This window comes from Chthoniobacter flavus Ellin428 (assembly GCF_000173075.1).
GTDB lineage: Bacteria > Verrucomicrobiota > Verrucomicrobiia > Chthoniobacterales > Chthoniobacteraceae > Chthoniobacter > Chthoniobacter flavus.
This window is the reverse complement of sequence record NZ_ABVL01000008.1, coordinates 249,986-262,302: the sequence shown is the minus strand read 5'-3', so window position 1 is coordinate 262,302 and position 12,317 is coordinate 249,986. Positions and strand designations below refer to the sequence as shown.

Annotated in this window: 10 protein-coding genes and 2 pseudogenes; 6 read left to right on the top strand and 6 right to left on the bottom strand. The window is 63.2% G+C overall.

Annotated features, from left to right (window positions below; all coding sequences use genetic code 11):
• Nucleotides 1-210: 210 nt before the first annotated feature.
• The 3 genes from ltrA to CFE428DRAFT_RS37385 all read left to right on the top strand — a co-directional run bounded on the left by ltrA (nt 211) and on the right by CFE428DRAFT_RS37385 (nt 2,753).
• Nucleotides 211-1,458 (top strand): group II intron reverse transcriptase/maturase, encoded by a 1,248-nt coding sequence (gene ltrA / locus CFE428DRAFT_RS15405; protein ID WP_006980507.1) that lies wholly within the window; start codon nt 211-213, stop codon nt 1,456-1,458.
• Between the two features lie 387 nt (nt 1,459-1,845).
• Entirely contained in the window at nt 1,846-2,496 is a 651-nt protein-coding gene (locus tag CFE428DRAFT_RS15400) for an RNA polymerase sigma factor (RefSeq protein ID WP_006980506.1), read from the top strand.
• Nucleotides 2,497-2,579: 83 nt separating this feature from the next.
• Entirely contained in the window at nt 2,580-2,753 is a 174-nt protein-coding gene (locus CFE428DRAFT_RS37385; protein WP_157447532.1) for a hypothetical protein, read from the top strand.
• 326 nt (nt 2,754-3,079) lie between these two features.
• Here the strand turns inward: CFE428DRAFT_RS37385 and CFE428DRAFT_RS15395 are convergent, their stop codons facing one another.
• From CFE428DRAFT_RS15395 to CFE428DRAFT_RS41120, 3 genes and pseudogenes are all read right to left on the bottom strand, one after another.
• The gene (locus CFE428DRAFT_RS15395) at nt 3,080-4,852 is read right to left on the bottom strand and encodes a GMC oxidoreductase (RefSeq protein ID WP_006980504.1); all 1,773 of its coding nucleotides are present in this window, start codon (nt 4,850-4,852) and stop codon (nt 3,080-3,082) included.
• A gap of 116 nt (nt 4,853-4,968) precedes the next feature.
• Nucleotides 4,969-5,514 carry a PQQ-binding-like beta-propeller repeat protein gene (locus tag CFE428DRAFT_RS37380; protein ID WP_006980503.1) on the bottom strand — a complete coding sequence of 182 codons (546 nt, stop codon included), beginning with the start codon at nt 5,512-5,514 and terminating at the stop codon, nt 4,969-4,971.
• Nucleotides 5,515-5,536: 22 nt separating this feature from the next.
• Nucleotides 5,537-6,235: pseudogene (locus tag CFE428DRAFT_RS41120) on the bottom strand (outer membrane protein assembly factor BamB family protein); the annotation flags it as partial.
• 187 nt (nt 6,236-6,422) lie between these two features.
• Here CFE428DRAFT_RS41120 and CFE428DRAFT_RS15380 point away from each other — a divergent pair.
• From CFE428DRAFT_RS15380 to CFE428DRAFT_RS15370, 3 genes and pseudogenes are all read left to right on the top strand, one after another.
• Nucleotides 6,423-7,367 (top strand): N-acetylglucosamine-6-phosphate deacetylase, encoded by a 945-nt coding sequence (locus CFE428DRAFT_RS15380; RefSeq protein WP_006980501.1) that lies wholly within the window; start codon nt 6,423-6,425, stop codon nt 7,365-7,367.
• A gap of 30 nt (nt 7,368-7,397) precedes the next feature.
• Nucleotides 7,398-8,160 (top strand): annotated as a pseudogene (locus CFE428DRAFT_RS15375) (glucosamine-6-phosphate deaminase).
• Nucleotides 8,157-9,152, top strand: a complete 996-nt coding sequence (locus tag CFE428DRAFT_RS15370) for a Gfo/Idh/MocA family protein (RefSeq protein ID WP_006980498.1) — start codon at nt 8,157-8,159, stop codon at nt 9,150-9,152. The pseudogene CFE428DRAFT_RS15375 and the gene CFE428DRAFT_RS15370 overlap by 4 nt, the downstream one beginning before the upstream one ends.
• Nucleotides 9,153-9,158: 6 nt before the next feature.
• Here CFE428DRAFT_RS15370 and CFE428DRAFT_RS15365 read toward each other — a convergent pair whose 3' ends face one another.
• The 3 genes from CFE428DRAFT_RS15365 to CFE428DRAFT_RS15355 all read right to left on the bottom strand — a co-directional run bounded on the left by CFE428DRAFT_RS15365 (nt 9,159) and on the right by CFE428DRAFT_RS15355 (nt 12,314).
• Nucleotides 9,159-9,605, bottom strand: coding sequence for a GNAT family N-acetyltransferase (locus tag CFE428DRAFT_RS15365; RefSeq protein ID WP_042725097.1), 447 nt, complete (start codon nt 9,603-9,605; stop codon nt 9,159-9,161).
• A gap of 66 nt (nt 9,606-9,671) precedes the next feature.
• Nucleotides 9,672-10,367, bottom strand: coding sequence for a zinc metallopeptidase (locus CFE428DRAFT_RS15360; RefSeq protein WP_006980496.1), 696 nt, complete (start codon nt 10,365-10,367; stop codon nt 9,672-9,674).
• A gap of 618 nt (nt 10,368-10,985) precedes the next feature.
• Nucleotides 10,986-12,314 (bottom strand): 3-deoxy-D-manno-octulosonic acid transferase, encoded by a 1,329-nt coding sequence (locus CFE428DRAFT_RS15355; RefSeq protein ID WP_006980494.1) that lies wholly within the window; start codon nt 12,312-12,314, stop codon nt 10,986-10,988.
• Between the last annotated feature and the right edge of the window lie 3 nt (nt 12,315-12,317).

Here is a 12,317-nt window from a genome sequence, read left to right as displayed (position 1 = left end):
GCGAAAGTCGGGAGGAGCGAAGGGCGGAAGCACCAACGAACATGGCTCAACCAGGAGCCAACCAGCGAGGCGAGAGACCTCTGGAACGCGCGGCGTGGCAACTGCGGCCACTACTGCGGACGGGCACGGCGCGGCAGAACCGGTGGAGCCGGGGCGGGCGGCGTCGGGCGGGGTCGAGTCGAGCTGGTTGAGCGCCGGCGACAGAAAGCCATGATCGAGCAACTGATGGAGGAAGCCGTGAGCCCGGAAAATTGGCACACGGCATGGAAAGCAGTGGTGAGCAACGGCGGTGCGCCCGGCATTGACGGGATGCGCTGCAGCGAGCTCGTGGAACACCTGCAACGCCACGGGGAGGCCATTCGGGCCAAACTGCTGGCGGGTCGGTATACTCCGAGTCCGGTCAAACGGACGAAGATCCCCAAGCCTGGAGGCGGAGAACGCGATCTGGGCATCCCCACGGTGATGGATCGCTTCGTGCAGCAACTGCTTTTGCAAGTGCTCACGCCGATCTACGAGCCGCGCTTTAGTGCGCGCAGCTATGGGTTTCGACCCGGACGCAGCACGCACGACGCGGTGCGGCAGGCGCAAGCCTGCGTGAAGGAGGGCAAAAGCTACGTGATCGACCTGGACATCGAAAAGTTCTTCGACCGGGTCAACCACAACCTTTTGATGCACCGGCTGCGGGAGACGGTCAGCGACGTGAGAGTCAGAACCCTGATCGGTCGGTATCTGAAGGCCGGGGTGATGGTCAACGGAGTGGTGCAGGACAACGAGGAAGGCACGCCGCAAGGCGGGCCGCTCTCGCCCCTGCTGGCGAACATCTACCTCGACCCATTGGATTGGGAACTGGAAGGGCGCGGCCTGGCCTATGTGCGCTATGCGGACGACTGCAACATCTATGTGAGCAGTGCCGCCGCCGCGCAACGGGTCCTCTCCAGCCTCATCGGCTGGATCGAAAAGAAGCTGCGCTTGAAGGTCAACCAGACCAAGAGCGGAACGGGACCGACCACAGGACGCCGGTTGCTGGGGTTCAGCATCAACGCCCAAGGGGTGATTGAAATCGCCCAAAAGAGCCTGACCCACTTGCAAGAGAAGGTGCGTGCCTTTTGGCGGCCCCAGCGACATCGCGGCAACCAGGAAATGCGTGATGAATGGAACCAGTACGTGCGTGGCTGGTGCAGCCACTTTGCTCTCGCACAAGAAGTGCGCTGGGTGAAGCGGGTGGATGGCTGGATACGCCGCCACATCCGCAAATACTACTGGCAGCGGTGGCACTGCACCCAGGGACGACTCCAGGCGTTCCAACGCCTGGGCATCTCCCGCCACCACTGGGTCAGCGCCCGCAGTAGTCGAGGCGCTTGGTGCATGGCGGGCAGCCCCGCCCTGCAAGCGGCCATCAGCGTGGCAAGTCTGCGTCGTTACGGATACCTCATGCCATCAGTCCTGCTGGCGCGTTAAAACGCCACGGTGAAACCGCCGGATGCGGAAAACCGCACGTCCGGTGGTGTGGGAGCCCTGACGGGTGCAAATCCCCTCAGGGCGACCCGATCCAGTGGCGCCATCCCTCCGACGTCCCAACACCGGGAAAAGATGTGGGTAATCCTTCGGAGACGCCGCCACCAGCACCCGAGGACGGATGCGCTCCCCGGAGCTCCGCCGCCCCATTTAACCCGCTACAACCCCGAGCACGTAACCAATTACGTGTCACGATGTAGGACAGTGTCGTTTAAAATTACACTTTTGTCAGTGTTATTGACACTCGGACACAGCGTCGGCACGCGTCTACAGAGTAAACTGGATTTGGCACGCGGGTAGCAAAAGGGGATCTCAACCAAACTCCACACTATGCTTTACGAATTCGATACCCGGCTGACCACTTCGACGACGACCTCGATCGACATCCAGACTGAGGCGACCGACGAACAACTAATGGCCCGTTTGCGCGAGGGAGATGAAGCGGCGTTGAGCATGCTTTTCCATCGCCACCAGGCCATCCTCCGCACTGTCATCGCCCGCGTCATCCACAACGACGCGGATGTCGATGACCTGATGCAGGAGGCGATGATCGAGCTCTGGAACCGCTGCAAGGCTTACGACGAGACCAAGGGCAAGGTGCTCGGCTGGCTGGTAACCATGGCCCGCCGCCGCGCGATTGACCGCGTGCGCCGCCGCCAGGCCTACGACCGCGCCGAGGAACGCCTCCGCATCCATGTCGAGGACAACAGCCAGGCGCCCGACGTGGTCAGCGTGGAAGAACAAGTGATGTCCACCGACCGCGCGAAGTTCATGAGCCAGATGCTCGAGACCCTCCCCGAGGCGCAGAAGGAAGCCGTGCAACTCGCCTTTTATCGCGGCATGAGCCAGCGCGAGATCGCCGCCAAGACCGGCATCCCGCTGGGCACGATCAAGACCCGCCTGGAACTGGCGGTCCGCAAACTGCGCGCGAACATCGTCGCCATCGGCGGCGAAGAATGGGGTTTCACGGCGGCCTGCTAACCAAAGTGGCAGCGGCATCCCTGCCGCTGATCCTCCGATTGGAAGCGGCATCATGCCGCTTCCATTCTTTTTCCCGAAACTGGATGAAAACGATATCACCATCTCTGGAGGCTGTGGCCAGCATGCTCGGGGTGACCCTGGCCGAGGCGTTGGAATTGCGAGAGCAACGACGCCTCGCCGAGCAGCAGGAACGTGAGGCCCGCCAGCAGTGCCTGGCGGCGAGTATCCAGGCCGTGCGGAGCCGCTGCCGGTGGTAGGTAGGATGGGGGACGCGTCTGCCGACCGGCAGATTCCGGTCGGCGGGATCTCGGTCAAAATGAATTTCCCTCCGCGCGGTCATTCTTGAGCGGAGTGGAGGGAGTGTAACGACCGGAACGCAGTCGAAGAACCCCGTCGAACAACCAGCGAGACGCCCATGGGACTGCGGGGCAAACCCGGACGAATAACCAGCGATGATCTCTGGTAAAGCGACGGGGTTCTTCGACTCCGTGCTCCGCCGCCTCACCACCGGAGCACTCCGCTCAGAATGACCCGCGAGGAGGGTGACTTATTTATTTCGCCACCCAAAAAATGCAGCCTCTGACTATACCGGAGCCGCGATCTCGCCCTTCTTCATCCCGTCGATCAGGCGATCGCAAGCGCGCCAGGCGAGGGCGAGGATGGTGAGGGTCGGGTTCTTGTAAGGACCGCTCACGAAGACGCCGCCGTCGGCGACGACGACGTTCTGGCAATCCCAGAGCTGGCCGAAGCTATTCGTCACGCCGTCCTTGGGCTCGGCGCTCATGCGGGTGACGCCGATCTCGTGTTTCACGCTGCCCCCGGCGGTGATGGCCTTACTGCCATCTTTCTCCGGCGGACGCGTGACCTTGCCGCCCGCGGCTTCGATGAGGTCGGCGAAGTTTTGCTGCGCATAAGCGACCTGTTTCAACTCGTAATCGCTCCACTTGAAATGGAAGCGTGCGACGGGGATGCCCCACTGGTCCTTCTTCTCCGGGTCGAGCTCCATGTAGCTCTGCTCGTTGGGGATCATCTCGCCGCGGCAACTGATGCTGACGAACGACCCATAGTAGCGGCGCGCCTCTTCCTTGAGCTTCTTGCCGTAGACATTGCCGAGCAGGCTGCTCGTGGCCGCGCCCATGCCGGGCATGGTGCGTCCGCCGCCCCACGCGAGATAGTAGCCGCGCGGGAAACCGAGTTTGCCGGCCTTGGCCTCGTGATGCTTCACCCACGGTCCATAGGTGTGCATGTTGGAAGTGCCGTCCTCGTTGTGCAGCGGCATGTTTTCCAACGCGGGGATTTGCCCGCCGAGATCGCTGCCCGTGGAATCGGTGAGCCAGCGGCCGAGATGGCCGGTGGAATTGCCGAGGCCCTGCGGGAATTTCGCCGACTTGCTGTTCATGAGCAGGCGCGCGCTCTCGCAAGCACTCGCCCCGAGAATGACGGCGCGCGCGGCGACGTGCTCTTCCTTGCCCGTGGCCGTGTCGATGAAATGCACGCCGGTGGCGCGGCCCTGGGCATCGAGGGTGACCTCGCGGGCCATCGCGCCGGTGAGGATGTCGAGATTCCCCGTCTCCAGCGCCGGCGGAATGAGCACCGTGGTGCTCTGGAAATTCGCGCGAATGGCGCAACCGCGTCCGCACGAGGTCGCATAGAAGCACGCGGCGCGGCCGTTGATCGGCTTGGTCAGAATGGCCAGACGCGACGCGACTACCGGGATGCCGAGCTTCTTGCCGCCGCGCATGATGAGATGCTCGTAAGCGCGCGGTTTGGGCGGCGGCTGGAAGAAATCGCTATCCGGATTATTCTCCAGCCCTTCCTTCGAGCCGAAGACGCCGATGAGCTGGTCGACCTGGTCGTAATACGGCGCCACGTCCTCGTAGCTGATCGGCCAATCGAAGCCGAGGCCGTCGAAGCTCTTCGGCTTGAAATCCAGCGGCCCCAAGCGCAGCGAGACACGGCCCCAGTGGTTCGTGCGGCCGCCGAGCATGCGCGCCCGCCACCACATGAAGCCCTGGTCGGTCTTGTTGCGATTTTGGAAAGCGCCTTCGACCCACGTTTTTTCCTTCTGGTTTTCCACCACGTAGGGCTCGCCCTTCACCGTCCAGCCACCGATCGTGGCGTCAAAGAAACCGTTCGGTTTGTCCGGCGTATCCACCCCGCGCAAAGGCGCGTCGGCGTTCGTCTCGAACATCGGCGTTTCGGTCGCGGGATCGTACTTGCGACCGGCCTCGAGCATGAGGACTTTCACCCCCGCCTTGGCGAGCACATAGGCGGCCATGCCGCCGGCGGCACCGCTGCCGATGATGACGACGTCGTAACGCGGAGAACGGGTTTTGGAGGTATCGAGGAAGGGCATGAAATCGGGGCAGTTAGGAAAGATTTAAGTGTTAAGTCTTAAGTTTTAAGTGTCTGCATCGCGAGAGCGCCCGATGAAGGAGCTCTTAAAACTTTAAACTTAAAACTGAACACGGATTACGGTGCCAGCGCGTAAGCCGTGAGGTGGCCTTCGTCTTTGACGTAGATCTTCCCATCCGCATACGCCGGGCTGGCCCAGGTCTTCGCGCAGAGCTGCACGCGGCCGAGTTCCTCGTATTTCGCCGGGTTGATCTTGATGAGGATGAGTTCGCCGGTCGAGTTGAGGGCGAGGATCTTGTCGTTCACCGTGGTCAGCGAGGCGTAGTCGCCGAAGCCAGGTTGCGACCAAAGCTGGTTGCCGGTGGCGAAGTCGAGGCACTCGAGATCGGTATGATCGCTCGGGCCGAGGGTGAAGAGGTAATTGCCGATCAGCGTCGGGGTGCCGAGGATCGTCTTGCACGACTTGTTTTCCCAAGCCTTGTCCGCGGAGATATCGGCGCCCTTCTTTGAGATATTGAACCGCTGTGTGCCGATGCTCGTGGAGGCGACGACCACGCTGTCCGGGCCGATGACCGGAGTGCAGGCGTGGCGTTTGGCGCCGGTCTTGAGCGGGATGCGCCAGTAGATCTTTGCCGGTCGCGGCGTCGACTCCCATGAGCGCATCGGCGGTGAAGTGGACGACCTGCCGGACGCCGCCCAGCGTGCCGACCTGCACGGAGGAATAAGCGGTGTTGTCGTTGCCGGCTTTCCACAACTCCTTGCCGGTCATCTTGTCGTAGCAGACCAGCGTCGCGCCATTAGTGCTGCCCACGGGGACGAAAACGCGATTGCCGTCGATGACCGCGGAGCCGTCGTTGCCATGGCGGCGCGAGGCGGTCTCTTTCGCGGCTGGGTCGCCGCTCTTGTTGCCGAGGAAGGTGGCGCCGTAATCCTTGCCGAAGCTCACGCCCCAGATCTTTTTGCCATTGGCCATGGACAGGCAGGCGAATTCACCACCGCTCGATTGCAGATAGGCGCGGTCGCCGTCGATGATCGGTGTGCAGCGCGGGCCGCCGCCGTACGCGGGCGAAAATTCCACGACGGGGCCGACGGGGGTTGCCCAGAGCTCTTTGCCGGTCGCGGCGTCGAAGCAATGCGCCGTTTCGTCGGCTCCTTTGGCATCGAGCAGGAGAACCTTGCCGCCGGAGGTGACGGGCGACGACTGGCCGGGGCCGGCGTCAATTTTCCAAAGCACCTTCGGGTCGTCGGGCAGCTTGTCCAGCTTGTGATTCGGATCCTTGACGATGGCGTCCCGGTTCGGTCCGCGCCATTGCGGCCAATCTGCGGCATGAGCCGTGGCAAAGACGAAAACAGAAGCGCAAATGAGGCGGAGGGAAGTATTCATGGCGGGAGGTTTCCACTACTAACCCCGCAAACGGGCGGACCCCAAGATTTTTTGCAGGGTTCAAAGAGTGGCTATGGGGAGAGTATTCAGTATTCAGTGATCAGTGATCAGTATTTCCTTCGGAACGTGTCCCGATTCGAGAGCACTGATCACTGATTACTGATTACTTCCTCCTGACCACGCCCCCATGCCCCTCGCTCCCTCGCTTTTCGACCTGCAGATCAACGGCTACGCCGGTGTCGATTTCCAGAACCCCGACCTCTCCCAAGCCGACCTCCGGCGGGGCGTCGACGCCCTGCGCGCCGGGCAGACGCACCGCATCCTGCTCACCCTCATTACCGATGAAATGGACGCGCTGGCCCGGAAGTTCGCCCAGATTGAGAAATACCGGGCGGCCGATCCGGTGCTGGCGGAGACGGTCTGCGGCTATCATTTGGAAGGGCCGTTCCTGAGTCCGGAAGAGGGTTACCGGGGGGCGCATCCCGGCGAATGCATGCGGGCGCCGGATCGGGCGGCGTTCCAGCGACTACAGGAGGCGGCGGGCGGTAATATCCGCCTGCTGACGGTCGCGCCCGAATGGCCGGGCAGCCCGGAATTCATCGCCGCGTTGGTGGCGCAAAAGGTGGTCCTTTCCCTCGGTCACACCAATGCCAGCGAAGCACAGATCGACGAAGCCATTCGTGCCGGGGCGACGATGATCACCCATCTCGGCAACGGCACCCCGGTGACGCTTCCGCGGCACAACAACGTCATCCAGCGCCTCCTCGCCCGCGACGAATTGACCGCCTGTCTCATTCCCGATGGTGCGCATCTGCCGCCTTTCACGGTGCGCAATTTCTTCCGCGCCAAACCGCCCGGCAAAGTGTTGTTCACGACCGATGCCATGGCCGCGGCCGGCGCGGCGCCCGGGCGTTATCGCATTGGGCGGCTGGAAGTGGAATCGCGCGATGGTTTCGTGCGCGCTCCGGGCAGCGCCAATCTTGCCGGTTCCTGCCTGGCTCCCGCGCAGGGCGTGGCGAACGCAGCGAAATGGATCGGTATTCCCGAGGCCGAAGCGCGCGCCCTGTTCTCGACCGGCGTTGCCGCGCACTTCGGAATCTCCTTGCCGGAAATTGAAATCCCGGGAAAGTGACCGCCCCTCGTCATTTAGGATAAGTCCCCCATGAAAACGATCACATACGATGCGCTCGAGGTGCGCACCCACGCGAGCCGCGAGGCGCTCGGCGAGGCCGCCGCCGTGGTCGCAGCGGAGACGATCCGCGAGGCGTGTGATTTACGCGGGGAGGCACGGGTCATTTTTGCCTGCGCGCTTTCGCAGGATGAATTTCTCGCCGCGCTGGTGCGGCAGTCCGTGGCGTGGAATCAAGTGACCATTTTCCACATGGATGAATACGTTGGCCTGCGCGCCACGCATCCGCAGAGCATCCGCCATTTCCTGCGCGCGCATTTGCTCGATCACATCGCCCGGCCCAGGGCGGTGCATCTCATCCAGGGCGAAAAGGATCCGGTGCACGAGTGCGCCCCGTTACGGCAAGCTGCTCGCGGAAAGGCCGATCGATTTCGTCTGCATGGGGATCGGCGAAAATGGCCACCTCGCGTTCAACGATCCGCCGGTCGCGGATTTCAACGACCCGCAGCTCGTGAAAATTGTCGAGCTCGATGAGAAATGCCGGCGCCAGCAGGTGCACGATGGCTGTTTCCCGGAAATCGAGGCGGTGCCCGCGCACGCCATCACGCTGACCATTCCCGCGCTCGTCGGCGCGCGACACATTTCCTGCTGCGTGCCCGGCACGCGCAAGGCCAACGCCGTGCACGACACCCTCCTGGGGCCCATCACCCGCGAGTGCCCGGCTTCCATCCTGCGCCGGCATGCCAACGCCGTGCTGCATATCGACCCCGCTTCCGCCACCCATCTTGAAGAATGAAAACACGTTTCGCTTTTGCCGGTTTCCGCCACGTTCACATCCTCGACCTGCTCACCGGGGTGGAAGAGCGCAGTGACACCGAAGTCGTCGCCTGCTGCGAGGAAGACGCCGCCACGCGCGACGCTCTCGCCGAGAAGGGCCGGGTGAAGATCACGCACACTGATTTCGCCACGATGCTCCGCGAGGTCGACTGCGACGTCATTGCCATCGGCGACTATTACGGCAAGCGGGGCAGCCTCGCCCTCGCCGCGTTGCGCGCCGGGCGTCACGTGCTCAGCGACAAGCCGCTTTGCACTTCGCTCGCCGAACAGGAGGAGATCGAGCGCGTCGCCGCCGAGCGCAAGTTGCTCGTCGGTCTGCAGCTCGATAGCCGCGACATCGCCGCGCTGCGGAAATTGCGGGACATCATTCTCAGCGGGGAGATCGGTGAAGTGGCCAGCATACACATCGATGGCCAGCATCCGCTGCTCCTCGGCACACGGCCGGGCTGGTACTTCGAAGAGGGCAAGCATGGCGGCACGATCAATGATATCGGCGTCCATGCGTTCGATTTCGTGCCGTGGATGACCGGTCATCAGTGGGGCGAGTTTCGCGCCGTGCGCAGTTGGAACGCCAAGGCCCGCGAGTTCCCGCACTTCGAGGATAGCGCGCAATTCATGGCCACGCTCGACAACGGCGCCGGCATCCTGTGCGACTTCTCCTATCTCGCGCCGGACACCCTCGGCTACAAGCTCCCGCACTACTGGCATCTGCTCGTCCACGGGACGCGCGGCCTCGCCGAGACGCATCTCTTCGCCAAGGAAATCACGGTCATCAAAGACAGCAGCACCGAGCCCGAATTGATTCCCGTCGGCGAAAACCGCACGCGTGGGTATCTCGAAGACTTCCTCCAGGAAGTGCGCGGACAAATCCCGGCGACCGGCTTCACCTCCGCGACCTGCCTCAAAGCCTCACGCCTCGCGCTCACCGTGCAGGCGAGTGCGAAAGCGTAAATCACTCTACAACGCCCGCAGCATGCGCACATGCGGGCCGGCGGTGGGGATTTCGAAAATCCCGCCGGTGGTTTGGAAACCGTATCGCGCATAAAAACCCGCTGCCGGGGTCCGCGCGTTGCACCAAATCCATTGCGCGCCCGCGGCCCGGGCCGCTTCGACACACGCCTCGACCAATGCGCGTCCCGCACCGGATCCGCGCACTTCCGGCGCCGTCGCCATCCCGCGCAATTGATACGCAGGATCGAAATCCGGCCGATCGAGCAGGGGTACGAAATGGATCGTCGCTACGCCCACGAGCTGGCCATCGCGGAACGCCCCGAAATGCCGCGAGGTCTCCGCTTCGTCTCCCGGAAAAATGGACGTCTCACGCGGCAACCCGGCACGCAAAATCGGGTGGCGCAGCGGAATGGTCTCCTCAGCAGTGATGCGACGGATTTCGAACTCAGCCATGCTTCGGAGCATCTCGCCGGGGAAGCCGCTATGCACGCCAATTTCGGTCACGGATCAATCGACCCATCAATCGCGGCTGCGACCGCCGGTGAGCAGCGGGAGCAGGTAGTACAACATGTAGGCCAGCGAGCTGATTAACGCGGCGACGTAAGTCCAGCCGGCGGCATCGAGGACTTTGCGCACCCCGGCCGCTTCCTCCTCGCCACGAGTGTAGCCCATCTCGGCGAGCACCTGTTTGGCCCGATTCGAGGCATCGAACTCGACCGGCAGCGTGACGAGATTGAAGAGCATGATCACACCCCAGCCCACCGCCATCAGCGTGAGGCCGGTGTGGACGGAAATGATTCTCGTGAACATGAACAGGAACGGCAGGAACATGACGATCTGGTTGGCGAATTGCACCGCGCCGACCGCGGCCATGCGGAGGTGCAGCGGGCCGTAGCCCTGCTGATGTTGCAGGGCGTGGCCGCACTCGTGGGCCGCGACCCCGATCGCCGCCAGGGAATCGCTCTGGTAGTTCTCCGTGGAGAGCACGAGACGTTTGCTCGAGGGATCGTAATGGTCGCCGAGCAGGCCTTCCGCCGCGACGATTTCCACGTCGCCGATGCCGGCGCGCTGGAGGATCGCCTGGGCCACTTCCGCGCCGGTGGCGTGGGAAGAGGAGCTGACCTGGCTATAGCGACGGTAAAGGCTTTTCACCCGGAATTGGGCGAAGAGCGAAATCGCCAGCGTACCGAGAAAGAGAAGGAGATAGAGACTCATGGTGAATGATACAAATATGCCGACAAACGCGGTGCAGGCAAAACCCTGCGTCTTACAATAGGGCAAGGCCGCACTTGTCGACTGCCAAGTATGACAACCCAGCGGCGCGCGTGTTCAACGCGATGGGGCCGGAGTGCGTGCGAAAAGGACGTGGGGCTTCAGGGGCGGTCTGCGACCTAACTTTTGCCACAAGTGGCATTATCAGAGCGCAGCTCTCTCCTCGATGTCATTCTGAGCGAAGTGGAAGGAGTGTAACGACTGGAACGCAGTCGAAGAACCCCGTCGAACAACCAGCGAGAATCGCTCGTAAAGCGGCGGGATTTGCCCCGCAGTCCCATAAGCGCCTCGCAAGCTCGGCTTTCGACTGCGCGCTCCGCTTCCAAAGAACCTGTTTCGAACTGGAACTCGCTCCCTTGGGAGCGGCGACTTTCCTGTCGCCGACCGAGCAAACGCGCGGAGCGCCCATTCTTTGGGGCGTCGCTCCGCGACGCAGGGCGACTGGAAAGTCGCCCCCCTCCCAGGAAAGCCGTTGCCGCACGCCATATCCAAGGGGACTCCCCCAGCCTCCGCGGCTGGTTCTTGTCCCAGCGAACAATCCCGCGCAGCGGCTTTTAGGTCTCAGGATGACACCGAGGGAAAACGCGCCGGCGTCGACAGCACGGCGGCCACGGTGCGTTCCGTGGCGCCGAGATGGGCGGCGACGATTTCCCGGGCGCGCCTGGCGAGCGCATCGCGGCGCGGTGCATCGGTGAGCAGCTCGGCGATTTGCTCCTGAAGTTCCGTGGCATCGCGGACTTGGACGGCCGCTTGTTCCTCGCGCCAGCGCGTGACGATGGCGGCGAAGTTTTCCATGTTCGGACCATAGACCACCGGCTTGCCGGCCATCACGGGTTCCACGGGATTTTGCCCGCCGTGGGCGGTCAGGCTTTTGCCGATGAACACCACCGTGGCGAGGTGATACCAATCACGCAGCTCGCCGGTGGTATTGACCACGAGGACATCCGCAGGCGCCTTTGCAGGTTCACTCCGCAGCTCAACGCGCAGATCGAGCGGACGCAAATCCGCCAGCACCTCCGGCGTGCGCTCGACATGGCGCGGGACGAGGATGAGGAAGAGATTCGGAAATCGTCCGCGCAGCTCGCGATACACCTTCGCCAGAATGAGTTCTTCGCCGGGAAACGTGCTGCCGGCGAGCAGGATGGGGGCGTTCTCCGCGACCCCGAGCTGGCGCAGCAAGCCGCGAAACTCCGCCACGCGTTCACCGCCGCCTCCGGCGTAATCGAACTTCGTATTCCCCGTGACCTGAATGCGGGCGCGATCCACGCCCAGCGATTCCCAACGCGTGACATCTTCCTGATCCTGCACGGCGAGCACATCGACCAGCCGGAACATCGGCCCCGCGATTCCGCGAAAGCGCCGAAACCGCCGCTCCGAGCGCGGCGAGAGCCGGGGCACAAACGCCACGGGAAGCCCGCGCCGTTTGGCCTCGGCGAGCAGATTCGGCCACACGGCTTCGATGAAGATCAGCCGCTTCGGCCGGACGACACCGAGCGCGGCCCGCACGAAGGAAAGCAGATCGAGCGGATTGTAGATGACCTCCAGCCAATCGCCGGCCGCCTCGCGCGCGACCGCGAACCCGGTCGAGGTCGTGACCGACAGCGCGATGTTCGTATTCGGATCCACCGCGCGCATCTGCCGCGCGAGCTTCAACGCGAGCAACGTTTCGCCGACGCTGATCGAGTGCAGCCACAGCCACGCGCCTTTGGCGAAGCGTTGCCGATCCGCGTCGCTGTAGCGCCCGAAACGATGGCCGAAATTTTCACGATAGCCGCCCCGGCGCATCATGCGCAGCAGGTAGCCCGGCAGCAGGACGACGAAGACGAACGGGAAGAAGAAATTGTAGAGACGCAACGAGCGGCGCGCGTCATCGGGAAAAGGCGCAGCCATGCG

What these genes read in the sequence shown, in the direction of transcription:
- CFE428DRAFT_RS15400 (WP_006980506.1), top strand. Translation starts at nt 1,846, where the DNA reads ATGCTTTACGAATTCGATACCCGGCTGACCACTTCGACGACGACCTCG.
- CFE428DRAFT_RS15370 (WP_006980498.1), top strand. Translation starts at nt 8,157, where the DNA reads ATGAAAACACGTTTCGCTTTTGCCGGTTTCCGCCACGTTCACATCCTC.
- CFE428DRAFT_RS15355 (WP_006980494.1), bottom strand. Translation starts at nt 12,314, where the DNA reads ATGGCTGCGCCTTTTCCCGATGACGCGCGCCGCTCGTTGCGTCTCTAC.
- CFE428DRAFT_RS37385 (WP_157447532.1), top strand. Translation starts at nt 2,580, where the DNA reads ATGAAAACGATATCACCATCTCTGGAGGCTGTGGCCAGCATGCTCGGG.
- CFE428DRAFT_RS15395 (WP_006980504.1), bottom strand. Translation starts at nt 4,852, where the DNA reads ATGCCCTTCCTCGATACCTCCAAAACCCGTTCTCCGCGTTACGACGTC.
- CFE428DRAFT_RS15380 (WP_006980501.1), top strand. Translation starts at nt 6,423, where the DNA reads ATGCCCCTCGCTCCCTCGCTTTTCGACCTGCAGATCAACGGCTACGCC.
- CFE428DRAFT_RS15360 (WP_006980496.1), bottom strand. Translation starts at nt 10,367, where the DNA reads ATGAGTCTCTATCTCCTTCTCTTTCTCGGTACGCTGGCGATTTCGCTC.
- CFE428DRAFT_RS15365 (WP_042725097.1), bottom strand. Translation starts at nt 9,605, where the DNA reads ATGGCTGAGTTCGAAATCCGTCGCATCACTGCTGAGGAGACCATTCCG.
- CFE428DRAFT_RS37380 (WP_006980503.1), bottom strand. Translation starts at nt 5,514, where the DNA reads ATGCGCTCATGGGAGTCGACGCCGCGACCGGCAAAGATCTACTGGCGC.
- ltrA (WP_006980507.1), top strand. Translation starts at nt 211, where the DNA reads ATGATCGAGCAACTGATGGAGGAAGCCGTGAGCCCGGAAAATTGGCAC.